Source organism: Virgibacillus kimchii, assembly GCF_055379185.1.
Map to the genome: position 1 here is coordinate 2977102 of NZ_AP043951.1, position 25658 is coordinate 3002759.

Here is a 25658-nt window from a genome sequence, read left to right on the forward strand (position 1 = left end):
TTAAGCAGATATAATTATTTGTTGTTGAATTCACTTTCTGCACGGTGTTTTACCATTTAATCTCAAATTCCACCCCTGGTTTTATCACTATTTGTGGTATGGTGGCTCATGTGGCAATTTAAGAGGCAAAAAAGGAAGGACTTAGCTGGTTCTCTAAGCCCTTCCTTTTTAATATACAGGGAATGGGTGCCAGGTACCGATTCTCCGAGAAAATAAATCCTACCTATAGCACCTGTTACTACAACCCAAGTATCTTTCAATAAACTAAAACAAAATCACTGATTAGAATCCCTTTAGTTCAGAACAGTCCCAACCGCGTAATTCGCTAGTTTCTGTTGTAATTCAATCATTGGATGTTGTAACTTTTACACCTTGTTCTGCAAACACTTTTTGAGCAACTTTTAAAGCATTCAAAACACTCGGGAACCCTGTATACGGGATGAGGTGCATGATGCATCCTACAATTTCTTCTGGTTTTAAACCAACACTAAGCCCCGTTTTGATATGCATTTCTATTTGCGGTTTTCCTTGAGCAACAAGGGCTGTAATGGTGGTAAGAACTTTTTGCTTGTTAGAAATTCCCGGACGTGAATAAATGTCTCCAAAAGCAAATTCAACAACATATTTGCTTAAGTCAGGGGCAATATCTTCAAACCCTTCCCCGATGTCCATGAACCCAGTAGGGTTTTCATCATTTGATGATGTAAGTTCCTTTATTTTCTCTATACCTTGTTGATAACGATCCTGAGCCATTGTTAAATCCTCCCTCTATATAATTAAAATAACTTTAAAATGCTCTTGTTTTCTTATAATTTCATGAGTCTACACCTTGTGATCAAAGGGGTCCAAACACGAGAAAAGGAGCACCACCCCTATTGTCGAATTTAGTAAGTAACCAAACAAAAAATTCGAGGGGGAAAACTCCTATGTCCAGTATACGACAGGAGAACTTTGTTAGCATGCATTTAAAATCTACCCAACGTTATGATGATTTTTTTCTATTGCAGCGATCATTCTCGTTTGCCATCCTTACCCCCTGCTTACTCCCTTTTTAAAGGAACCTTTCTATTCATTGTTATTTTACTCAGCTTTGCTAACTGTATTATAAAACAATTCAAAACAATGGTACTTGCGGGTTCACAAAGCATGAAGATATATCTATCCCATATATCCGGAGACAGCGTGCCCACATTTAATATTCACTGATTACTAGAATAGTGCATTCATCTGTCCCTGGAAATAATCCCTCTATTCATAAAGCTGCCGTTCATGTTTAAACTTTTGGATGATAAAATCAATAAAATACCGGCTTGCGATGGGTAATGTATGCATGTTTTTATACGCAATGCCGATCATGCGGGTGATAGGTGGCGTGATTTCTTTTTTCACAATTCGGTAGCTGACATTTTTCATAACCAGCTCAGATAGTATGGAGATACCCAGTCCACTTTCCACCATCGACATAATCGTGTAATCATCAATAACACGATACTCGATATTGGGATGCAGGCCATTTGCTTTGAATTTTTCCAATGGCTCGCTTAAAGTCCCTTCGTCCAGCAGAATAAAGGGATCATTGGACAACTCCTCCAATGTTACATTTGGGTGTGTTCGAAGCACGTGATCTTCCGGAAGAACTGCCAGCATGTAATCCTGCTTTAGGGTAACCGTCTCCAGACCATCTGCCGCATCAGGATTGACAAAGCCAAAATCCACACTGCCTTCGTTAATGGACTTGACGATACTTGTATACTCCCCTTGTTGAAGATGGAAATGGACTGACGGATAAAGCTGCTTAAATTCCTTCATTAAACTGGGAAGCCAATGACTGGAAACACTGGTGAACGTGCCAATCCGAATGTTACTCCTTTCCAACCCTTGCATTTCCCGGCTTTTTTCCATGAGCTCCCGATAAGAATTATTCACTTTTTTAATAAATGGCAGAAATTCCTCCCCATCCGGAGTCAGCGTGATTCCTTTACGTGAGCGGGAAATCAACGTAGTGGCCAACTCCTCTTCCAGTACATGGATCTTCTGGCTAACCGCCGATTGTGTGTAACCCAAGGCTTGCGCTGCTTTCGTAAAACTTCCTTTTTCAATCACCTTCAAAAAGACATCATAGCGATTCAATGGCGTTCTCCTACTTTCATTAGAGTTACTTATATATTAATTATAATTATTAATTTTACTAATGCAAATGCCTATGCTAGAATCACTTTAATATTAATATGTATCTAATGAAACAATTAACATAGAAATGTTTCCGATAAAATTACCCTTTCATCACAGCATCATTGGAGGTAGTAAATTGAAAACAAACATAGAGGCATGGAAAAGCGGGCTCAAGAACGGAATTCCCATTGCAATGGGTTATTTTGCGGTTTCGTTCACCTTTGGCATTCTTGCCAAGCAAGCTGGACTAAATTGGTTTGAAGCGGTGTTGATGTCCGTGACTAATTTAACATCGGCTGGACAGTTTGCCGGGATTACGCTTATTGCCAGTGCCGCAACTATTATTGAAATTGCTGTCACACAGCTGATTATTAATTCCCGATATTTTCTCATGTCGTTTGCTTTATCACAAAAGATTGATCCAAACACGTCCTTTTTCCATCGATTAACAATGGCATATGGGATTACGGATGAAATATTCGGCGTGTCCATTGCGGCTCCAGGTAAGTTGAGCCCTTATTATGCTTATGGCGTGATGAGTGCCGCTGTGCCGGGATGGGTGCTGGGTACACTGTTTGGGGTTGTTTCCGGAAATATTCTTCCGCCAAGATTGATGAGTGCATTAAGTATTGCCCTGTTCGGAATGCTGATCGCTGTCATTATCCCGCCGGCGAAAGGAAATAAAACCCTTTCCGGACTGATTATCATTTCAATGGTACTGAGCTTTGTATTTGCAGAGCTTCCCACCTTGGCGTCCATGTCATCCGGTGTAAAAATTATTATTTTAACCTTTTTAATAGCCGGTATCGCGGCATTCATCTTTCCAGTAAAGGAGTATAAGCATGAATAACGCTATTTTTTACATCTTAGTGATGGCAGTGGTAACGTATCTCATTAGGGTTCTGCCGCTTACACTAATCAGAAAAGAAATCAAAAATGTCTATATCCGATCGTTTTTATACTACGTTCCCTATGTGACATTGGCAGTAATGGTTTTTCCAGCAATTTTAGACGCTACTGCATCGCCAATTTCTGCGCTGGTTGGCTTTGTTGCTGCCATTCTTTTTGCTTACCGGGGGGCAAGCCTGGTTAGTGTTGCCCTGCTTTCCTGTTTTTCAGTATTTGTCGTGGAGCTGTTTTTGTATTGAATAAGAAAAAAGGGAAAGGTGCAGCGTCCGGTAATTACCAATTCATTGCGGACACCACCTGTCCCTTTGTCCTTTACATTTTTCACATCATCTGGCGTGTCATTGGTTCAACTATATTTGTTATACTTGTTTTTTCAGTATTCAGGTGACCAATTACTCATACAGCGTCGTCAGGACAAATATATGTAGCTAGTTCACCAACATTGTTAACCTTTTTTATTACAGTATTACAATTATTTCCTTTGGTTTTTCACTTTCCGCTTCTGTATTGATAAAACATTTAAAACAATTGTATCTGCAAAACCTTATTCATTCGTGGTCATGACTTATTCCGCTCTCATCTTTCCATTTCAATAATATCATAATAAAGTGTCAGCTTTTGCCTGTTCATATCATTGACAATGTCGGTGTAGCGGGCAGCCATATTTTTCATGGAGGTGTTGGAGGCGTTGTAGTACAGCCGGTTTTCTTCGGTTTGTTTTTCCATGGCTTTGATAGCTTCTTTTATTATTTTCCCTTCGCTGTTCTGAAACTCATTCTTCACTATCTGGTTAAGACTCATTGCCATATGATCCAACTTTTCCAGCCTGGAAGTAAATGCATCTGCCTTATAAGTTAGATCAACTTCTGTTTCGAAATTGTATATCAACGTCTGCTGCCCGGTTTCCATCTAAACTCCCTCCATTCAAAAAATCGTATTTGCGATATTCTCTTCCTCTTCAAATAACTGCTCAATCGTATTTCTTATCGCAGTAAGGATATTCGTTGTTTTTTCTATATCACTTTCTATATATGTAAACATATTTTCAAAAGGGGCACGGAATCCGTTATTGGGGAGTGGCACTATGTAATCATGGACATAAATTTTTCTAAGGTGATAAAATTGCTTTGTATCGTAGGTGAAATTTCCAAGGAGATGCTGGTAAGCATAGGGTCTTGTTTCCATATCATCGATTTGCTCCATCAAATTCTTCTTCCTAAGCTCGAAATCCTGCAGGTATTCCATTTCATAATGCTGTTTCAACTGATTTAGTATGGTTTGCTTTTCTTCTATTAAAGACTTACCTTTTGTATAAATTCGTGTAGCAGAGGATACATTGACGTCGATCTCTTCCCCGTCTACTGTAGCGGAAAGAATAAGATCACCGGCTGCAGTATATCTCTTATTTTCCATCATACCAAGCGCCCCGATTACGGATCCAAGACCATGTGCATCGATTGCACTGTTGAAAATGCTTTGTAATTCACTAGTTTCACCAAGGATTACATCTATTCTACTTCTAAAACTGCTAAAGTCTCCTTTTATATCTGTAATAACACTTCTGATTTGAAATATCTGAACGGCAGTCGGGAGAGACAGAAAAGAGTCAGCTGTGTCAAAAATAGATTGCAAATCCTGCTCCAAACCTTCCAGTTCTGTTGTTATCAAATTCTTCTCCTCGACAGTTATATAGTCCAAATCATGCAGCGTATCTAAAATAGCCGGCAGCTGTGTATAAAGCATTTGCACATAATTAATGACCTGTGGCAGCTTATCTCTTATATCCCTGGCCATAACTGCAAAATCCGTTACAAGCCCCGGCAGGTTTTGCACATAATCCCAGCCTTCATATTCGATCATGTCATCAATGAAGGCACCATCAATCCCTGTAAGCTCTCGAATAAACCCGTCAAATCCTTCTTCATTGTATACGCCGGAGTAATTTTTAGCTAAATAAACTTGAATGTCCTTTACAATTTCATCCGGGAGTGCTGCGATTAATTGATTGATGCTTTCTACTTCTTTGTTGGGGAAAGCATCTATTTTAGTCGTTTCACCCACATTGATAAATCCCCGGACATTGCTGGTAACGGCATGAAGTAAATCCTGTTCTGTGATGGTGTGGTGGATGTTTTCAGCATTATCTTTATAGTAATCTTCGGTGAATTCTTTAATTTTTGATGGATCTACATCATAGACAGCTAATGAATTATACCGGGGAATGTTAAATTCTCTCCTTACATTTTCAGCAAAATCATTATCTATTGTAAATAATTGATAAAATGTAGGGTTTGCATGGTTTGTAGTATAAACAGAATCATACCGTTCTGTTATCAATTGAATTATTGTGTTTAGATTACCTCCAAGTGAATGGCCGAGACCGATTTTTGTTAATTCGCTATTTGACGTTTTTGTTTTATTTAAGATTAATTCAGTAACTTTATCATCAAATTCGAGAGCGCTTTGATATTGAGTTCTATTTGTTCCAACAAATAAACCCATTACATTATATAACCAATCTTCAGGACGCCAAGTATCTTGCTCAGTGTTTTCACTACCTCTGGTTATGGTATATGCCTGATTAATTCCTTTTTCGTCATAAAAATGAACGATAGTACCGTTAAATCCATTTGCTTTTGATTCCTCAATAAAATCATTGGAGTAGTAAATATCTATTGTTGAAGGTGGTTCTTTTCCAGTCTCTTCAATAAAAATTTCCCTTATACGTTCTTCTGTAATTTCATTGTACTCCAGTTCCATAATTCGATTTCGGAGTAGATCAGTACCTAATACTTCCCCCTTTTTCAATTCTACCACCTACCTTTATTCATCCGAATTAAATTCAATAGATTCCATGATTTTCATTGCTTTTTCCTGAATAACCTCTAAATCTATATCACCAACACTATCCTTATCAGTCATATACGCCATAGATACAGATTGATCACTATAGTTTGACATAATAATCCCAAGAAAATTATAAGAAATAATTTCTCCATCTTGATTGAAATACTCAGAAGTAGCAAAGTGAATTGTTTTGTTATCATATTCTATTGATTCATAATCCCCTTCGTAACTAGTACGGGCTTCAAAAACGCCTTTTAAACGCTTGAACTCACTTGCACTATCTCCTTCATTATATGTTGCTCTTACCCCATATTCATGTTCATTTGTTTCCTCACTTTCTCCAAATTGGATATCCTCAAAATAATCCCCTGACCTTTCATAATAACCCTTATCCATCCTTGCATTCTCTGGATACTTCATCGTATATCCACCCGTCTTGGACTCAAATAAAAAATAACCATCTTCCACCTCATCTAGAGAACTTATGAATTCACGAGTAAAATCATCCTGAAAAGCGAACACATCCGGCAAATCAGCAGGATCCATTTCGGAAATATCTTTTTGGCCCAATACGTTACAACCTCCTAATAAAAACAGTATGAGTAAGCTGAGTACAATTTTAGATTTCAACAAGGAGAAACTCCTCTCCATAATTGGTAAACTTTTCATTATCGTACCATATTTTAGGTGTGAGAATAATGAATTAACTGTAAAAACAATAAAATGGTTCTTTTGTACTGTTTTTAACAAGGAATGGCATTATTTATCAAGAATTATTTTTTGTTGAGATGGAATGACCTAAAGAATAATTGCTTTATGACTCTTGTCTATCTACCTCACAGTTCCTTATTCATCAATCTGTCTTTTCAATTCATCAAGCGTAGCCCCATCCTCGCTCTTCCACTCTCTCCAACCATTTGCTCTTCTGGCAAGGACAGCACCTGCTGCGGCACTCGGAGAATTAAATACATAGTTTTCCACAAACCGAAATACGTTACCCTCCTGCACCAAAATTCCACGGTCGACAAGGTCTTTTCTTAGGTTTTTCAACCGTTCTCCGGCTGATGCAGACTCGGTTATATTAGAAACCGAATCTTTCAATACAACAAAACCTTCATCCGTGTATTCTCCTTTTGCAAATGCATCTTTTCCCTTACAATAATATATCTCCCTCACATCATCGCTGACTACCTTCTGGAATATCGGATAACTCAAGGCACCCAGAAGTGTTTTTATTGTTTCAAAGTTGTCCATCAAATCGGCAACCATTGGTTCAGGTAGTGTTGACCTTGTTGGAATATTGCCATTTTCTATTTGGTATCTGCCAATTTTTTCAGCCTCGGAATAACTGTGGTTTTCTAAAAACTTAGCATGGGATTTTGTAAAACTGCCTGTTTTTGATACAGCTATAACTGCAACATTCCAAAAGTCTTTTTTGGGGTCCCGGTTATGCTGTTTTAGACTTTCATAACAATTCTCTGCTTCACCTATGTATACTTTTGACTTCCCGTCTTCATCAGATTTTCCAAACAAAAAATAGATACCAACATTTTTTGCTTCTAATCGATTCTCCATATCACCAAGTTTGTTTCTTGGAATTAAAATCAATTGAATAACACGTGTAGTAATCTCAGCAATTTTTATGCTGGTTGGTGATCCATCAGGCATGTATATTTGAATTGTTTGTCCCAATTAACACACTCCCCAATTAATTTATTGGAAATTTTAAATAAAAAGTTTTGCCTATCAAAGATTTAGATATTTTGTATTCTTAACTCTAGAAAATCTATACAAATCCAACATACATGTTTCACAGCAAATTTTTATACATAACCTGTTTTTGAACAATTATTAGGCGCCAACTGCTCTTTATCTTATTTCCAAAAGCAGGAACGTACAAAGGCAAATTAGATATTCATCATTCGCTATTTCCTTTTCCTTCTTCCTCGAGAAAAGTTCCCTACATTCCCACCAAAAACTTCCCTGCTCGAACGCTCGCCATCACTGTTTGGTGAATAAGTATATCGATATTGATCAGCTTCATAAAAATCTCTACGTAATAATTCTTCTTTTGTGATTTGTCTTCTCTGTTTCTTGTGGATATTCTTTGGACGCTTCCTGATTGTCCCTTTTTTATTTTTAGATTTTTTCTTTATGTAAGTTTGCACTAATTTTTCATAATAATTTGGGGTTAACCGATTAATAACTTCTACTTTTAACTGAAATTGATTTGATTTATATCTGATCACATACATATTTTCTTCTTTTTTTATATTTGGAATAGAATAATCTCTGTTAATGACAATATCAAAAGTTTCTTTGTTAAAGTTAATCGTGGTGATATCCCGCTTTATACTTTCCTTATTCATAACAATGTTTTTGTCAATGAGCATACGTATTTCTAATTGTTGATGTGTACTTCTTCTCTGTAAATGAAGAGTATAATAGCCATCCACTAAATCCAATATTTTCATGGGTACGCTTTCAATATAAACTTGATGTCTTAAAGGGGGCTGAGTCTTTAATTTGACACGTACTTTTATATTTCGATGCAACTCACGCAATGCATCACATCCTCTATGAAAATGTTTATCTATTACTTCTATCATAGCACTTGCTTGAAGAAAACAGCATTAGAATTGTCTCTAAAAGTAATGTGCTGCAATTTTTCCAGCTTAACTCTAAACCTTCACTTTCTGCCTCAATCTATTAAGTCTCTTTTCAAATTCTGACGTGTTCATGCCTTGATCACTGTAGTATTCGATGGCATTGTTTGATATTTTTATGGCGGAGTCATAGTCTTTTCTTTTTTCATATATAATCGCTAATCGACTAAAAGCAGGTATTCTTCCTTGGAATTTTTGTTTCTTCACTTTTTGAACTTCATTCTTATATTCTTCTTTAGAATGTGTCCTTTCCATATAGCTTAAGTTCGCTATACTTTCCTTGACGTACCGTTCATTTAACTGATCTAATAACTGTATATCAGCTTCACAATATTTAATACACTCTTCCACATACACAGGATCTAGCTCCCTGTATTTATAGTAGAAGTCCTGAAGCTGGTTATAAACAAAATGTTTGTCAACTGGGTTATTTTTATTCTTTTTCAACTCATCCAGTAAATGAGCTTCTTTAACGTAATCAAATTTTAGTGGTTTTTTCAGCTTTTTAGGTTGTTCTTCTCTTTTAGGAGCCACATTGTTTTTTCGCATTTCAGCTAACTGTTTTTTTACACGCTCATGCGTTTCATTTAGCAAATTAAACATTACTTTCTGCACTCCATCTGAAGCAGTTATATCCGGGAAATTTATTGTTTCATCCATCAACGAAGTATTTGCAAATAATCTCATTTGTTCTGCAGGTAAACGATTAAGGTTAGAAAGAATTTGATTTAATGGGACCTCGCTTGTACCAAACTTCTCTATTATCCTGCTTTGGAGTGTTTTGCTGAATAATTCAGGATACCCTTTAATATAATTTGTTTTCGAAAAACCAAATACCTTCGAAAGTCGCATAACATCTTCGGCTTCCATAGGTTCCATAAAACTGTAGAAACTAAGTAGATATAGCTTTTCGGAAAAACCTTTTTTATAGTCTTGGTCTAAAGATTCCAAGAAAACTTGCATTATATCTGCCCTTTGATGCAGCATACAAGATAATACAATCGCATTTCCTGAGTAAAATTGAAAAGATCTATTTTTATGAACTTCCCTCAATTTAATAATTGCATTTATTGCCTTCTCATATTTATCTATAAGTAAGTGCCGTTCGAGGCCATAGTATAAAATAAAAACATAACCAATATCCTCTACAGGCTGGTAAGGGTTAGAAAGAAAGTCCCAATAAGTATACTTTTGTTGTGGAGTAAGTTCCTTATAGGTTGGATAGTATGGTAATGAGTTTACTTGTTGCCTTTTTCCAAGTTGGGTCACTTCCAGGTTCATATCTATAAGACTGGGTTCTTCCCTACCTGTCATCGTAAAAGTAATAGTAAAATCACCTATTTGAAATACATCTTCTGTATTTTTAGGTGGAAAGAAATTTTTCTTAGGCCCATTTTCTATCCAGATCAATTCTTTTATGTCAGGATGGACCTGGAAATATTTAACAAAATCATTTGACATATTACTTTTAGAAGATACAATGCCGTTCTGGTTTAATTGTTTAGTAGATTTCTTTTTCTTTTTAAAAAAATCCAAAAGCCCCATTTAGAACCCTCCCCATAATTTACAACAATTTCTTAGTTAATATTATAGTCGCTTCTGAAAATGCACATTTAGAGACAGAGGGGCTCGGCCTCTGTCTCTATCTCACCCGACTGGCTCTATCTCCATCTCCTCCAGCTTCCTCCAAAGCGGATCTAATGCTCTTTCTCTGTTCAGATAAAACTCACTACCCCGTATCCTCCAGAAGGTCCATCCAACTCTTTCTAAGATCCGTTGGCGTTCCATATCTTCTTCCCATTTATCCAAGCCATGCCAGCGGTCACCATCGCATTCGATGGCAAGTCGATTTCTCATCCCTTCGACGACAAGATCGATTTTCTTACCAAGTGTTCCAACTTGAACTTGCGGTACTACGCGATATCCTCGTGCTTTGATCAGGCGGAAAACCTCTTCTTCAAATTGTGAATCAAATTCTTCTTTGACTTCATCAACTTCCAATTGTACGCGTTGAGGGTTTTTGCAGTATTCAAGCAAACGATATCGCGTACACTGTGGATTCAAGTCGCCGAGTTCTACAGAGTGAAAGAGAATCATCTGATCGCGTGCCCGGCTTGCTGCTACATTAAAACGTTGAAAGTCCGAATCTCTTGTCATTGTACCAATACGAAGGTTAGGTGCTACCACCATCGACATGAGAATAACATCTCGCTCGTCCCCTTGGAAAGAATATGAGTCACCGCTAATAATCTGTCTTTTTATCATTTCCTCTTCTCCAATTACTTCTCGAAGCAGATTCTCAATTAGTCTTGCTTGATCGTGACCCTGGAGGGAAATGACTCCAATCGATTTATCTTTATATTTATCATCTTCCACCATACGTTTGATTTTCTCTACGATTGCTTCTGCTTCCGGTTCATTAATCGCCTTTCTCGTGTCTTCTTTCCGATATCCATCCGGTACCCGGACTGCCTTAACAGGGGGATCTAAAACAGCTTTTCCTATCGGTAGACGGAGAGGATCAATCATCCCGCCATACATAAGATCGTTGGAAAATTGAATGATTTCCGGTACAGAGCGAAAATGCTCACGAAGAATAATCTTGCTATCGAAAATCCTGCTCGCTGTATCATACAGACTTGTTTTCATTTCAAATTGAAGACGGTTTGGAATATCATTTAGATAACGTTCAATCAAACCATGTACCTTGCTAATGTCCGTTCCGACACTTTCTGGACTAATTTGCTGATCATCCCCGACCACTACAGCTTTTTTACCCCGTAGTAAAGCGCTCAATGAAAATAAATCACTCTGAGAGCTTTCGTCGACAATCACCACATCAAATTGCTCAGTATTTAGATCGAAATTCTCGATAACACTTCTAATCGGCATAATCCAAACTGGTATAGCTCCCCGTGCCGTTGACATTTCTTTACTCGCTTCTTTTCTATAGGCACTCGCATATTTCCCTGTACCTTTTCCTATACGCTTTATATTATTTAACCAAGCGAATAAACTTCTCTTCTGTTCCCTTGTCGTACGTTCAATTTGTGACTTCCAGGTCGATGCAGTGACTAACTGTTTAATAAGTTTGGACTCGTTTTTGAACTCTAGTTGTAATTCCTCATTTAGTTGATCCATCGTTGTTTCTTGCTTCATTTTCTTTAACCAGTAATTCAACTGGCTCCACTTCCAAGCTTCTTTTGTATTCTCCGGAGGAACCAACGGATTGCCTTCACCACCCGACTGATCCAGCTCATTAAGCCAAAGTGGAGTGACTCTCGCTAACTTTTCTCGTAATTTATTATAGTGAAGATACGTCTCGTTGAGTTTCTCTAATCGTTTCAATTCATTCCAAGCTTTCTTCCATAAAGCAGCATCTTTCTCCTGGCAGGCCTTCCAGAGTTTGTCAATAAGATCGAGGTTCCCGGCTTTTGCAATCGTTTCTTTAATAAGTGCTTCATTCTCATCAAATGCAGCTTGAATCCTGTCTAACTGCTCTTGGTGATGAAGAGCAGTTAGACCGCTTGTAAGGTAGTTAAACCACTCGAGTTGGTCCCACACAGCTTTCCTTGGAATAAATACAGCTTTCTTAATCGGAGCATAAGCATGTGTTACTTTGTCTTCCCACTGTATGATTTGTTCGATTTGGTCTAATAATCTCTTAAGGGTAGTCGTTAAACGACGCTGATATTCATCCAACTGCGGGCCTTCATATTCCTCTAACATCCGATTCCAACGAAGTACAAGTTGTTGAGTTGTTGTTTTCAATTTAATATAAGCAAGTACTTTATCCACATCTTCTTTATTGCGAATTTCTAGACCGTTGATTTTACATCCTTCAAAAATATAGGTGTATTTCCTGCCAAGTATATTTTTGAACATCCAACCAATCGACTTGTTATTTTCCAGCCGTCCTTTGATCACTTCCAGATCTTCACGTAATACAGTCAAGTTTTCATCCGGAAGCTTAATATCGTCTACAATCAGCTTTTGGCGAAGCTCATCAATTAATGTAACTTCCTGATACATTTGCTCATAAAATCCTTGCCATCGTTCTTTTCTTGATTCATATTGGAGCATTTCTTTCAATAACAAATTTCGCCACTTGTCTTCTTTTATCTCTTGCAGTTGTCCGGTAACTTTTTCAAATTCCATTGCCTTCTCCTGCACGGAGAATTTAAACTCAGCTTCCTTATTCCAATTGAAAACGATTGATTCATATTCTGCCAGCTCTGCTTTCAGCGATTGGAATTCGGTCACATTTGCTGTGAAGTCTTCTGGCTGCATGATTTCATCCGTAATTAAAATGTTCTTTTCTAACATTTTTCTGTCTTTCCGGTTGATCCTTCCATGTAAATTAAAGAACTCTTTCCATTCTTCTTCATTGAAAGGAAATTCGGCTTCCAAGCTAATATTATCCGGTATGAAATTGAATGTACGATAATCGGCCAACCATTTAGATGCCGTAAGAGGTGTAAATTCTTCGCCGCCTAATTTAATTGGTGTATGTTCTCTTTCAGCGGTCTGATTTATTTGATAATTGATCTTAGCAATATTCCGCTTCGTTTGATCTAACTCTGTTTTTAAACGTTCTATTTCTTGTTGCAACGTTTCCGGTTGTTGGCTATCCAGACTCTCCGCAATGAATTTAATCGAGTCTTCGATTTCTTTTACAGAGCGGGAGTCACCACCCAGAACACTTACACACAGTGAACGGATTTCTTCCGGGATTTTGTCCCTGAGTACTTCCAATGCCCTTCCTTTTTCACTTGTTACCAATACTCTCTTTCCATGAGCGAGCAAATGACTGATCAGGTTAGCGATCGTATGGCTTTTGCCGGTCCCAGGAGGCCCTTGAACAAGTACCCCATCATGATAAGCAAGCTTCTTAGCAATCAGTTTCTGCTCATTGTTCGTTGCAAGCGGAAATAATAGTTGTTCTCCAACAGCAGGCCATTGTTCTGCAGAGATTTCTTCCCTTCCTTCAGAAAATGCTTCGTTATCTGAACTGATCGCTAGTTGCTTAATTGGAGTAGGAACTGAATAACCATTATTGATTTTTTCAATCGCTGTTTCTAATTCCTTTTGCCAAATTCGACCGCTACTTTTTCGGAGAAATAATGCTGGGGTATATGTAATTACTGGATCTTTTAATTGTTCCGGCACTTCATTTTCCATACTGTAATAGCCTTTGGAACTAATTGTGTGAACGACTTCTCTTAAGAATGGTCGAATCGACTCTTCATTCCATACGTGAATATCCGACTCTTTGACTTGCTGCTCCATTTCATTGATACGTGCCATATTCGGAACTTCTTCGGCCGGCAGCATATCTGTTTCCAGCTCAGTACCTTTACTGGTTGGGCTTAAAGTAAACATTCCTTTTTTCGCATTAAATTGTAGCTCTAACGCTGTCACGAGTAAATGTCTGCGGATTTTAAGACCATTGATTTCCCAGTTGAAAAGACCGTGTCCCCAAGCTATTTCTAAATCCTCTCCTTCACGTTGAAGCTGCTGATGTAACGTAAAGAGATAATCATATATTTTTTGTATTTCATTTTTTGGCGCTGTCTCTCTTGCCCATGGAAGCCACCTTTCTTCGTACCATTCCTCGTAATCGGCTACCCGCTTTTCGTCATCCTCAAATTTCTCAAAAATTTCCTGGTCATTTTCCCTATCGATCCCGCGAGACCTGGATACGACTTTTTCTGGATGGAGAACTGGGTTTTTCCAATCACTTATCCAGTGATGCAGGCTTTTAGGCGGGGCTGGAGCCTCCATGATTCTTTGCTTATGTACTTCTAACCACGCTTCTTCCACTTCACCTGTTCCCCCAAGGAAACAGCCTTCCGTATCCGGAAGTTCCGTCTGCCACCAGTGTTTTTCATAGTCACCTATATTATAAATGGTTCGTTCATTCATATTCTTTACCGCTAGGAGGTATTCAAATATCCTGGAGACTTTGGATTGAGTGGCTGTCGTCATGTCATCCCTTCTTCCTGTATTGAATTGCATTTTTTCTATGTTATATTTAGTTCTATTTTACCATAAAGTTATGCTTTATAGGCTATAAAGTAAGGGGAGTGAATAGTCTTCTATTATTATATAACCGTCCCCTTGCTTCCCAAGATTTTTTTAGTTTAAATCCAGTTCTCTAGTTTTTCCATTAGCTATAGCTTCTCCTAACCCAGTCAAACTTCCACCTTTAGTTCTATTTAAAAGATATTTCTTATTGAATAAGTTAATGAAATAATCTTCTTGCTTTTGATTATCAGTTGGGTAAACAAATATTCTCGTTGTATCATAAGCTCTAAAGCTGTCTATCGATAAGATAGATTTTTCTTTTCCTCCAAATACCAATCGATCAAATTCTTTTTGTTTACTCCAATGAGACATAATACGATTTTTAATATTAGTACTTCTACCAATATAAGCTTGGGTGTATTCATCTAGTACCATAATGTAATATCCGGAGATACGATCAAAAGGAGCAAGATCAGTAATTTCTTTAAACAGTTTAGTTTTACTTACAAATTCCATAAGTTCCTTATTAAATTCCTGTTTAGATAATGAACGAAAATACTCTATATTCAAATCATAATTGTATAAACAATTTTCTATATGTTTATTTATGAATGAATCAGAGTACACATATCCTTTACGTAACGAACTTTTATTACTTACTTTTATGTAATTATCTCTTGTTAGTTTTAAGCCATCTGACTTTTTACGTATATTTATCCCAAAATGTCTAATTATAAATACTCCCCCTTCTTATATTTTATTTCAATTTTAGCCATTTCACCTAACTACGGAACTCTATTCACGTTTTACCTGGTATTAATTAGGAAAAGAGACACTACCATACTTGATGGAGCATAAATATATTTAGTAGCTGCCACTTTTCCTACAAGCATTAGATCATCAGCTTCTAATTCTTTTATCAAGCAATGTACTTGCTTATGATACATACTGTTAATCGCCCTATTTCTTTATTGGTTAAACCTATATTATTAACTTATTTATAGCAATCTATAGATATAACAATTACCACCTCTACCTCAACTCATCCCTCAATGGCACAACTTGTCCATCCAATACCTTTCTCCACTCACGCTTCATCTCCGGTCCATATTTCAATGGTTTTGCATCAGGATTTATCGCCTTATACTTATCAAAATCCCTGCTGTTTAAGATGTCACTAATATTCGGAATGGGATCCATTCCGATCACATACTGAATCGCGGATAAATGCAGTGCATCTTTTTCCACAAACCATGTATTTGCGAAGTCTGCAACCGCTTTATTTTTTTCTTCCGTAAAGAATGCTCTTTTAACGATAAAAATGTCTTCATCTACATCTACTTCTTTATTATCAATCGCATTTAAAATGGATCGGTACACATTTTTAACATTCTCTGCTTTCTCTAGTTTTTGGAGCGCATTTTCAATATCATCACGGATATTTTTATTGTTGGCGGAGTATGTTTCTAATAATTTATCAATATAGCTTGCATCGATATCATAAATCTTAGCTGCATTTTCCCCGTAGAATTCGATATCAGAGAAATCAGCTTCTGGTTCACCAGATTCCTCTTCTTCCATCAAAGATCCTTTAACGGTGTTATATATGCCTACAGATTCTTCTATCGTCATGACTTGATCTTGAAGTGTATTGGAATACTCCATATCATCGTTATATTCGTTATAGGTGACTAACGCTTCATAAGAATTATTTAATTCTTGAAATGCCTTCACAAATTCAACTCGCGTTTCCATATGGGTGTGTTCATCTATGTCCTCTATATTAGGCGCAATCTTCCGTAATGTTTTATGCGCCTTTTTAAATCGTTTCTTTGACTCTTCATACGTCGGATAAATCAATGTAGACTCTTCTTGCTCATCGGAATAGAGCTTTATTGCTTCTTGTACATTTTTCTCCATCGTATAAGGCTTTCTGAAGGTTACGATTAACCCTTTTGTCTTTTCTGGATATGTTCGATTTGTTCGAGAAAAAGCTTGAATTAAATTCGCATAACTTAAATTTCGATCAACAAAAAGCGTTTGAACAGTTGGTGCATCAAAGCCTGTTAATAAGCGTTCGACAACAATGACAAGGTCTATTTGTTTCCCGAACTCTTTAAACTCTGCTTTCTTCCGAGCTAGTCGGTTATTAATATCGCCATTATATCGTTCAACACTTTCCAGGGACCATGCTGTATCGTAATAATCGTTATAGTCTTTCATAATTTGTTTCATTTCATCTTGATTTTCTGATGCATGCTCTTCGTTTTCTTCTAAAGAATACGTAATAGCAATCCGTGGAAAGTCCGGATCTTCTATGGTACGCCCTTTTCTTATCGGATGATCAGCAAATTCTTTCCTTAGCCAATCCGGATCTTTCGTCATTTCTTTAATGGCATGATAATAACGCTTCGCCATCTTGATGGAACTGGTTGTAAGAATGGCAGATTTCTGCGGGCGGCCATTTTCAAAATCGAATTTCATATAAGCGTTATCCGGACGGAAAATCTTTCGTATCACCTTTTGGATATGCTCGTCCCTCTCGAAAAAAGAAGGTGCAATATAATCTTCTTTCTCGATGTCATCCATCTGATCAATCACATTATTTATTTTCGTATCGGTTGCTCCGGCATACTTCTCACTTTGGCGGAGTTGATCGTAAATATAGTTATTTAATGACGTTGGTTCAATCGTATCTTCATGCTCAACTTGGAATCCTAATACAGCACTATCTTCTAAAGCATTTTTAATCGTATAGGTATGCAAAACATCTCCGTACTGATCACGCGTGGTGCGTGCTAATTGTCCTTTCGCCTGCTTTTTATTGACATTAAAAATCGGCGTTCCTGTAAAACCAAACCAAGTGGAATTTGGAAAGAATCCTTTCATTTTTTCCATTCCTTCTGCACTTAACGCACGGTGACATTCATCTACAATAAAAACGATATGTTGCACTAGTAGTTTTTTAAATCGCTGTGTACCTTTCCTTTCTTCTACTTTTTGTGCGTGACGTAAAGCAGACTCTAACTTTTGACGCGTTGTAATGATGACTGTATTCGTATTAGCATCTGAAAGCAATGTACTGCTTAATTCTTTTGCGCTGCCAGTTCCGACAATTAAACTATTCGACCTCGCATTACCAGAAGAAATACCTGTATTATATTCCGAAGCAAACTTCGTGAACTCTGATGTCGTTTGGTTATCCAAATCTTTGCGGTCTATAAGCATAATGGTACGATCGATACCTGGCTTTTGAGCCAATAATTTGGTGGACACAAAACTGGTTAATGTTTTTCCAGAACCTGTTGCATGCCAAACAAACCCGGACTTATGCTGCATTGTAGATTTATATAAAGCCTGGATGGCATGAATTTGGTACGGTTGTAATACCATTAATGTTTTATTGTCCTGGTCTTCACTGACAATTGTATACTCTGCAATTAACCGGTGTGCATCTGGTATATTTAAAACCTGTTTTACAAACTCATAGAGATTTTCTACTTTTTGGTTGTCGGTGGTTCGCCAACTAAACAGAAACTTCTTGTGCATATTTTTTGGCATCGCATTCGCAAAATATCGAGTTGTTTGTTCATTGGAAACCACAAATAGTTGCATTGTGGAAAAGATATTCCCTCGAAACATCCCTTCTTCTGCATATTTCTTAATTTGATTAAACGCTTGGAACACACCATCTTTGGCACTCGCTTGCTTTAATTCAATTTGCACGATGGGTAAGCCGTTGATTAAGAGCGTTACATCAAAGCGACGATCACGATCCTCAACATTTGCTTTTTGTTTTGCAATTTGGTGAACAACTTCGTATGTAGAGATTCCTCCGCCTATATCATGATTCGAATACAATACCAACGGCATCGTACCTAAAGAAGCATTTTCACGTTCAATGGTAATACGGGCAATTCCATTCTCCCCTTTGAGCCATCTAGCAGCATCAAAGGGGGTTTTTGTTTTCAATAATAGCTCTGTTTTAATTGTGTCAAATTCTTTATCCGTAATTGGATGTTCTCCAATTTCAGATAAATTGTTTTGTGTGATTATTTTGCGTAAATTATTCCAAAGGTCTTCTTCCGACTTTAAATCAGGTCGATAATTCCATTGATTATATCCTTCCCCTAACACTTCGATTAGCCGACTTTCCACTTCGGCTTCATCGTTGTGGTTTAAATTAGCCATGTTCTCCCTCCTCTCTATTCGATTAGACAAACATTTTTTGTAGGAATGCTTTTTTCGTTTCTTTTAAGGTATCTAATTCTCGTTGATGAAGGGCGATGGTGTCGTCGAATTGTTTGAAAAAGTCGCCGATTTTTGTTTGTTCATCTTTTGAAGGAACTAAAGTCTTTATCTGTGATAGCGTTGGAAACTGTACTCTCTGTCTTTCAATTAGAGAACCTGTTGCATATAGCTTATAACTCTTGATCGCTAAGGGTGTTTTTAGCCAGACACCAAAGTACTTGCTGTCATAGTTATCAATTGTCTTCATTGTGATGTAATAACCTGATACTGCAACCTTTTTGCCAGTTAAATTTAAATCAACCGCACCTAAAGTCATGTTCATCGGATTATAAATAAATTCGTTATTTGAGACAACTTTGAATTGGTCTTCCTTTTTAACCAAAAACTCTCGATTATAGCGCTCTGTTTTTGGTGTTAGGCCCTTTTCAACAGTTAGACTCCATAATTCAAGATTCTCTTCTTTCGGATTGACGTAATTTGTAGTTTGTTCAAACACTTCTCCCAACTTACACTCTTTCCAATCTCCCGTAAATCCCGGAAAACGAAGTTCCGGAACAAACTCTCCTTCTTTTGGAAACATTTTTTGCAAGAATCCCTGTTTTGTTTGTTTGAGGGTGGTTAATTCTTGCTGATGAAGGTCAATAGTAGCGTCCAGTTGTTTAAAAAAGGTTCCGACTTTGGCTTGTTCCTCTCCTGAAGGGATAGGAATAGGCATTTCACGAAATACAGAATCTTTGATAGCAAATCTATCTGACCTAGCACCAGAATCTCCATTTAATTTCATGAATTTATACCAATTGTTACCTGAGAAGTAGTATTCTAAATATGTTTTATCTACGTCATGCGTATGGAACACATAATACAGTGGTGACATTACGCCCGTTCTTCCTAACTTATTTCTCTTAATTGGACCTACTGGAGCAAAATTAGAAATCCTTGGGTTATAAACAAAATAATCTGGATGAACAATATAGTAACCACTTAAGTTCTTTTTGTTGGAAATATCCTTTTCAAAAAAATCACGTTGGGTGATAATTCCAAACTCCGCTGAATTTGTAAGTGTTTCAGAATAATTATTATCTTTATTCTTCTCAGTAACTTTTTCAGAAATCTCCCCTAACTTACGCTCTTCCCAATCTCCACTAAACCCAGATAACCTTATCTCTGGTATACGCTTATTTTCCACGATTAAACACCCCTAACGCACCTTTAATCCATTCTTCGTTTTCTTTATCAAATTGTAGTGAAGAAATGGTTTCATACAAGCTAGATTCTAATTCTTCTTTTTCTTTTCGAATGTTTTTAATGGACGACCCTAGCGTAGCCATATCCACTGGTTCTTCTTCTTCAAACGTATCAACATAGCGTGGAATATTCAAATTGTAATCATTCTCTTTGATTTCCTCAAATGAAGCTAAGTGAGCATATTTCTCCACATCTTCCCGGTTCTTAAACGTTTCGACAATCTTATCAATATTTTCTTTGGTAAGTTTATTTTGGTTCTTTCCTTTTTCAAACTCTTTACTTGCATCAATAAATAATACATCACGAGTTGTACGATTTTTCTTTAAAATGATCACGGTTGTTGGAATGGACGTACCAAAGAATAAGTTTGCTGGCATCCCAATAACAGCATCAATACTACCATCTTCCAGTAATTTTTTACGGATCACACCTTCTGCAGCCCCTCGGAACAATACACCGTGTGGTAAAACAATCGCCATTGTTCCCGAATCTTTCAAATGGTAGTATCCATGTAAAAGAAAGGCAAAATCTGCTTTTGATTTAGGTGCTAATTTGCCGTAACGATTAAAGCGGGAATCATCTAAAAATGTTTGATCTGATGACCACTTTGCTGAGTACGGTGGATTCATTAAAACAGAATCAAACAGGTAAGGCTCATCTGTCGGCCAATCTTTATTTAATGTATCGCCATTACGCAGTCGTATATCCTCTTTTCGAACACCATGCAAGATTAAGTTCATCTTCGCCAGGTTGTAAGTTGTTGTGTTTAGTTCCTGCCCGTGGTACTTTACACTTTCTGGATGATTAATATAGTTACGTACATTCAGCATCAACGAACCCGATCCCATCGTTGGGTCATAAACACTAAATAACTTTCTATCCTCTTGACCGATTGCGACAATCTGCGCCATCATGTCCGATACTTTACTTGGTGTATAGAATTCGCCGGCCTTCTTTCCGGCCTCGGAAGCAAATTCGCCTATCAAGAACTCATACGCATCCCCGATGACATCCCCATTATGTCCCATGACATCAATCTCACTTAATTTCTTCAAAACGTCTGAAATGGTAATATTTCGTTGTTGATCGTCTGACCCTAGTTTTTTAGAAGTTAAATCTACATCATCAAACAACCCACTAAATTGATCGTAACTTGTAGACAAATCAACAAACGCTTTGTTTAAATCGTTTAATTGAAATGTATTTTGTTTTGCTTGATCAGCTAATACATTAAATAAGTAATCCGGTTGAATATGATGTCCTAACGTATCGATTAACGTTTCAACCAGGTCATCTTTTACATCTTCATCTGCTAATAATTCTCGATATAATGTGGTTTGTTTTTCTTGTATGTTATACTCTTCCGGTGATTCATCAGCTAATTCCACAACTTTCACTAATAACTTATCCGATAAGTACTTGTAGAAAATTAATCCCAGTAGGTAATCTTTGTATTCGGATGCATCCATTTTGCTACGCAAACTATCTGCAGCACTAAATAATCTTGAATTTAATTCAGACATCATATCTTCCTCACTTCTCTAATTTTGTTCTAATTGCTTCAGTACTTCTAAGTACAGTTGTTCTTCTAAATCTGCTTGTTGCTTTGCTAAAGCTTGTCGCTTCTTTAAGTTCAGATAAGCTCTCCCTATCGTTTCTTGCTTCTCCATGCTTGGCAGTTGGATATTCAATGCTTTTAGAATAGATGGTGTTAATTTTCGAATGGTACTTCCTTGCATGGAAATAGCCATTTGCTTCTTCATGGATGGTGATTCATTCAACACATAACATAAATAGCTACAATCTAGGTTTTCGTGTTCAATGAGGAGTTTGGCAAAGTTCTGATTAATAACCTTTCCTTCATTCACATCGCTTACTATCGCAGCTTTTGAACTGACAAAACTGAATACAACTTCTCCAGTTTTACTCAAATAACTGTCTTTCTCACTTTCGTTTTCTTTGGAATTACTGGATTTCGAGTTGAGGAATAAGCCATCTAAATCATGCGTTAAATCCTCGTATGAATAAGTTTCTAAAGATTGATTATGTATCTCATTTCCCCTGGAAAGATTTCTTCCCACTTTTACTGTTACAACATTTTCAAGTTTCATATCCCACCCTCCCCGTTTATGTAATTCTTAAAAATTACTAAGCCGTAATTGGATCATAACACTCATAAACTGACCCGTCAACGCTTTTCTGTAATTTTTTAGAATTACTTGTTAATTAGCGGGTATAAAGTATAATTCATAATAACCAAATGGTATAAGTCTCAATTTCCTTTCGATCACACTCTTTCTTCATTTATCAGCTGCCTATTTCCAATAATTTCATCTTCTTATGACTTTAAGTCAACTACAATTATACAGTGTAGGTGCTTCCTTCTTATTGTTCTAAATATCTTAGGACACAACGTGTTAATTATTATGAAAATTCATTCACTTGCAAAATAACAAAAAAGCCCTTCGTCGCAATGAATAGCAACAAAGAGCCCACCTGCTTGTTATCATTCAAACCAATCCTTAACTATCAAATTAACTCAAGAATATTCTTCCAGACTTAACTGTTCATATGCTACAAGTTTTTGCGAAGCGTTTCTTTCCTTACCTAGTTCATTCATCATGTCTTCCCTGTAGTAATAAGACGAAATCTCTTTAAACTTTTTGTCCAGTGCTTCTCTATCAAAACCTCTTGCTTTAGCAAGTTTTATTAATGAAGCGATTTCTTCATCAATTTCATTAGACTTATGTTGCTTATATATATGTTCTATGGAGGTAAACTGTTTTGCATTTCCCTCAGCTTTTAATTTTTCTACCCCTTCACTACTACCTATGACGTATAATGGGGACCATTTAAACTTAAGATTATCGAGTACACCTTCCCACGTACCACTTGTTCTTTTTTCTGATATTTTTGAAGAAGCAACGAGTACAGCATCAGATGGTGCATGGATATATTTATTTCTCTGCATTGCATACCAACCTGTAAACTGCGCCTCAAGCTTTTGCGTAGACATTAAAAGTAAGTTTCCATTTAGAACATAATGTCTTATTGTACTTTTTTTGATCCATTTAGCTAACCCATCAGCAGGAAACACCACTGCTTTTCCACCATTTTTCAAGGTAGCCTCGACTGCTGTCGTATCGATCCCCTTTGCGCCACCTGATATAATGACTACTCCATTTAAAGCCGCTTCTTTTGCAATTTCAACTGTTTGCTGTAATTCAATATTGTTTGCACCCCGTGCTCCAACCACACCTAAACTGCGATGTAACAAAATGGATGGATCACCTGCATAATAAAAGAAAGCTGGGAGAAACTTTTGTGTTAACTTTTTTAATCGAACAGGCATCTGGGAACGAAACATAATTCCATAGCCTTGATGAACGATTTCCTTAAGTTCCAACATAGACATACCAAGTTTTTGTCGGGCTGTAATTTTTTTAATAACTCTTTCTTTTTGTGCTTCTGTTGCATTTGTTAGGATTTTAAGTAAATCATTTGAGGTTATTTTAAGCAATGTCTCTGGTTCCATATTTTGTTCTCTTAATGATTTTACAACTGTATTCCACTCTAAAATGGTTAATGGTTTTGTTTTTGTCTGTGCAAGTTGCGCACAAAATAAGTAAGTGGCTATTTCATTATTTGTAAATTCCATTAAGTACACCTCAATTTAATCACTTCCGCTCGTATCTGCCAAAGCAAACGGAGTTACAGTAATATTATCATATTCTTCACCAAGAATTTCAGTTGCTACTGTGAAAGTCCATTTTGAATCTACAAAATCGTCAACTAAAAGGATATGTTGATTTTGTAAATATACTTCTTTTTGTATATATAAATGATCCCGAATACTTTGTTCTTGTAGTTGGCTGTTTAGCAGCATTTTTTGTTCAGGCTCATCCTCTTTCTTAGCTAGAATATGCTCATAATTACATTGTAATGCTTTTGCTAGTCGTTGTGCAAACTCCGGTACAAGATCAGGTCTCCGATTAGAAGGTATAGGAACAATCACTAAACCTCTAATATTGATTCCTTTTTCTCCTAAGAAGCGCCTTAGTTTATCGGCTGAAGCCTTTACAAGTATATCAGAATATTCATTAGCCACGTATTTACCATGACGTGCCTCTTGTCCTAATTGTTCATGATAATAACTTAAAGCAAGTCCTTCCTGATGAATAAATGCTAATTTTTTGTTTGTGATTGAGGATTTTTTTCGAGCCTTAATTTCAATATAATTCATCCTAAAGAACTTGGATACCTTCTCAATTTCGAGGTAAGCCAAATTATCTTCCGTAAAATCCCAATCTTCTCCTAAACATGTACTGCATTTTCCACAACGTCTAGAATAGGGGTCATCTAGCGCCTTTGTTAAGAAAGCCATTTGGCATTCCTTCGTTTGTTGAAATTGCAATAATTCCTGATATTCACGAACCTTTATATCAATAACTGAATCATAATAACCCTGTTGGGAGGTATACGGTTTCAATGTTCGGAAATAACGAGACTTCGAGTCCTTTTCAATAATACCGTCAATCAATAAAAGCTTTAAAATTTGATCAAGTATTTTCGTCTTAATATTTATCTCATGCTCAAGTGACGACTTTTTCACTTCGTCATTTTCGCTTAAGTAATTGAGTACTTGATAAATATGTTCCTCCTTAGGGAAGGAGTTATAAATAAAGTGTTCATTTATACTATTTTCATCTTCTCCGCCATAAAGAAGTACACAAACCGCTTGTTTTATACCGCGACCAGCTCTGCCAATCTGCTGATAATGTTCGACAACTGATTTAGGTGTGTAGTAATGAATAACAAAGCTAATATCCTCCTTGTCATATCCCATTCCCAGAGCAATCGTGGAAACTAGAACCTTAAGTTCATTATTAATTAACCCATTCTCTAAGTTGATCTTCGCTTCTTCACTAAGATGGCTGTGATAAGCATTGGCATCAATTCCTTTTTGACGAAGCCATATTGCTAGACGTTCACACTCTTTAACTGTCGTAGCATAAATGATACCTGAACCTTTTAGCTTCTTTAGATTCTTTGCAATCCAGGCATACTTTTCTTCTGCAGTTGGTAAATGAAGCTTGTGCAGATATAGTGATTCTCGCTGTAGATCACCACGGATAACATCACACTCTCCAAGTTGAGTTGCAACGTCTTTAATGACTCGATCGTTTGCAGTCGCTGTTGTTGCCAGTACTGGAATCGGTTTGGGTAATATTTGAAGAAGACGATGGATACGTCTATAATCTGGACGAAAGTCATGTCCCCAGTCTGATATACAGTGCGCCTCATCAACTACAAATAATCCTACTTCAAGTTGGGATAAAAGCTGAACAAAACCTTCATTCTGTAGTTGTTCGGGGGTAATAAAGAGTACATCGCATTCCTTAGAATTGCAAAGTTTTATAACATTCATTTTTTCCTCTTTTGTTTTGTTAAATTGTCCATTAATACCCGAGTTCGACAGTAGATAGGCACAAATTCACTTGTGGATAAACTGGATTCTCGATGAGGTCAGTCTTTCTGTGG

At 36.9% G+C, this 25658-nt stretch carries 18 protein-coding genes; 2 read left to right on the top strand and 16 right to left on the bottom strand.

The window, feature by feature from the left end:
- Window positions 1-342: 342 nt before the first annotated feature.
- Complete coding sequence (locus ACZ42C_RS14250) at window positions 343-753, bottom strand: carboxymuconolactone decarboxylase family protein (RefSeq protein WP_461183027.1); 411 nt, start codon at window positions 751-753, stop codon at window positions 343-345.
- A 495-nt stretch (window positions 754-1248) separates the two neighbouring features.
- Window positions 1249-2130 carry a LysR family transcriptional regulator gene (locus ACZ42C_RS14255; protein WP_461183026.1) on the bottom strand — a complete coding sequence of 294 codons (882 nt, stop codon included), beginning with the start codon at window positions 2128-2130 and terminating at the stop codon, window positions 1249-1251.
- Between the two features lie 178 nt (window positions 2131-2308).
- Between ACZ42C_RS14255 and ACZ42C_RS14260 the strand changes: the two genes are divergently transcribed.
- Window positions 2309-3022, top strand: coding sequence for an AzlC family ABC transporter permease (locus tag ACZ42C_RS14260; protein ID WP_461183025.1), 714 nt, complete (start codon window positions 2309-2311; stop codon window positions 3020-3022).
- The gene (locus tag ACZ42C_RS14265; RefSeq protein WP_461183024.1) at window positions 3015-3320 is read left to right on the top strand and encodes an AzlD domain-containing protein; all 306 of its coding nucleotides are present in this window, start codon (window positions 3015-3017) and stop codon (window positions 3318-3320) included. Before ACZ42C_RS14260 ends, ACZ42C_RS14265 begins: the two co-directional genes overlap by 8 nt.
- Window positions 3321-3657: 337 nt before the next feature.
- Here ACZ42C_RS14265 and ACZ42C_RS14270 read toward each other — a convergent pair whose 3' ends face one another.
- From ACZ42C_RS14270 to ACZ42C_RS14335, 14 genes are all read right to left on the bottom strand, one after another.
- Window positions 3658-3990 (bottom strand): hypothetical protein, encoded by a 333-nt coding sequence (locus tag ACZ42C_RS14270; RefSeq protein ID WP_461183023.1) that lies wholly within the window; start codon window positions 3988-3990, stop codon window positions 3658-3660.
- A 15-nt stretch (window positions 3991-4005) separates the two neighbouring features.
- Window positions 4006-5889, bottom strand: a complete 1884-nt coding sequence (locus tag ACZ42C_RS14275; protein ID WP_461183022.1) for a DUF6792 domain-containing protein — start codon at window positions 5887-5889, stop codon at window positions 4006-4008.
- Between the two features lie 15 nt (window positions 5890-5904).
- On the bottom strand, window positions 5905-6558 hold the full coding sequence (locus ACZ42C_RS14280) for a hypothetical protein (RefSeq protein WP_461183021.1): 654 nt from the start codon (window positions 6556-6558) through the stop codon (window positions 5905-5907).
- 216 nt (window positions 6559-6774) lie between these two features.
- Window positions 6775-7620, bottom strand: a complete 846-nt coding sequence (locus tag ACZ42C_RS14285) for a GIY-YIG nuclease family protein (protein ID WP_461183020.1) — start codon at window positions 7618-7620, stop codon at window positions 6775-6777.
- A 233-nt stretch (window positions 7621-7853) separates the two neighbouring features.
- Window positions 7854-8492, bottom strand: coding sequence for a hypothetical protein (locus ACZ42C_RS14290; protein WP_461183019.1), 639 nt, complete (start codon window positions 8490-8492; stop codon window positions 7854-7856).
- A gap of 117 nt (window positions 8493-8609) precedes the next feature.
- Window positions 8610-10139 (bottom strand): TerB N-terminal domain-containing protein, encoded by a 1530-nt coding sequence (locus ACZ42C_RS14295; protein ID WP_461183018.1) that lies wholly within the window; start codon window positions 10137-10139, stop codon window positions 8610-8612.
- A 102-nt stretch (window positions 10140-10241) separates the two neighbouring features.
- Complete coding sequence (locus ACZ42C_RS14300) at window positions 10242-14582, bottom strand: AAA domain-containing protein (protein ID WP_461183017.1); 4341 nt, start codon at window positions 14580-14582, stop codon at window positions 10242-10244.
- A gap of 150 nt (window positions 14583-14732) precedes the next feature.
- Entirely contained in the window at window positions 14733-15137 is a 405-nt protein-coding gene (locus ACZ42C_RS14305) for a GIY-YIG nuclease family protein (RefSeq protein WP_461183016.1), read from the bottom strand.
- A 516-nt stretch (window positions 15138-15653) separates the two neighbouring features.
- Window positions 15654-18812, bottom strand: coding sequence for a type I restriction endonuclease subunit R (locus ACZ42C_RS14310; RefSeq protein WP_461183015.1), 3159 nt, complete (start codon window positions 18810-18812; stop codon window positions 15654-15656).
- A 22-nt stretch (window positions 18813-18834) separates the two neighbouring features.
- Window positions 18835-20058 (bottom strand): restriction endonuclease subunit S, encoded by a 1224-nt coding sequence (locus ACZ42C_RS14315; protein WP_461183014.1) that lies wholly within the window; start codon window positions 20056-20058, stop codon window positions 18835-18837.
- Window positions 20048-21640 carry a type I restriction-modification system subunit M gene (locus tag ACZ42C_RS14320; RefSeq protein WP_461183013.1) on the bottom strand — a complete coding sequence of 531 codons (1593 nt, stop codon included), beginning with the start codon at window positions 21638-21640 and terminating at the stop codon, window positions 20048-20050. The genes ACZ42C_RS14315 and ACZ42C_RS14320 overlap by 11 nt, the downstream gene beginning before the upstream one ends.
- An 18-nt stretch (window positions 21641-21658) precedes the next feature.
- Window positions 21659-22228 carry a restriction endonuclease subunit S gene (locus ACZ42C_RS14325; protein ID WP_461183012.1) on the bottom strand — a complete coding sequence of 190 codons (570 nt, stop codon included), beginning with the start codon at window positions 22226-22228 and terminating at the stop codon, window positions 21659-21661.
- A 428-nt stretch (window positions 22229-22656) separates the two neighbouring features.
- Window positions 22657-23775 (bottom strand): DNA-processing protein DprA, encoded by a 1119-nt coding sequence (locus ACZ42C_RS14330; protein WP_461183011.1) that lies wholly within the window; start codon window positions 23773-23775, stop codon window positions 22657-22659.
- 15 nt (window positions 23776-23790) lie between these two features.
- Window positions 23791-25611: a RecQ family ATP-dependent DNA helicase gene (locus tag ACZ42C_RS14335; RefSeq protein ID WP_464891367.1), complete on the bottom strand. Its 1821-nt coding sequence runs from the start codon at window positions 25609-25611 to the stop codon at window positions 23791-23793.
- Window positions 25612-25658 lie beyond the last annotated feature (47 nt).

Coding starts and splice junctions, on each gene's coding strand:
- ACZ42C_RS14320 (WP_461183013.1), bottom strand. CDS start 21,640: ATGTCTGAATTAAATTCAAGATTATTTAGTGCTGCAGATAGTTTGCGT.
- ACZ42C_RS14325 (WP_461183012.1), bottom strand. CDS start 22,228: ATGAAACTTGAAAATGTTGTAACAGTAAAAGTGGGAAGAAATCTTTCC.
- ACZ42C_RS14310 (WP_461183015.1), bottom strand. CDS start 18,812: ATGGCTAATTTAAACCACAACGATGAAGCCGAAGTGGAAAGTCGGCTA.
- ACZ42C_RS14305 (WP_461183016.1), bottom strand. CDS start 15,137: ATGGAATTTGTAAGTAAAACTAAACTGTTTAAAGAAATTACTGATCTT.
- ACZ42C_RS14295 (WP_461183018.1), bottom strand. CDS start 10,139: ATGGGGCTTTTGGATTTTTTTAAAAAGAAAAAGAAATCTACTAAACAA.
- ACZ42C_RS14250 (WP_461183027.1), bottom strand. CDS start 753: ATGGCTCAGGATCGTTATCAACAAGGTATAGAGAAAATAAAGGAACTT.
- ACZ42C_RS14330 (WP_461183011.1), bottom strand. CDS start 23,775: ATGGAATTTACAAATAATGAAATAGCCACTTACTTATTTTGTGCGCAA.
- ACZ42C_RS14300 (WP_461183017.1), bottom strand. CDS start 14,582: ATGACGACAGCCACTCAATCCAAAGTCTCCAGGATATTTGAATACCTC.
- ACZ42C_RS14270 (WP_461183023.1), bottom strand. CDS start 3,990: ATGGAAACCGGGCAGCAGACGTTGATATACAATTTCGAAACAGAAGTT.
- ACZ42C_RS14265 (WP_461183024.1), top strand. CDS start 3,015: ATGAATAACGCTATTTTTTACATCTTAGTGATGGCAGTGGTAACGTAT.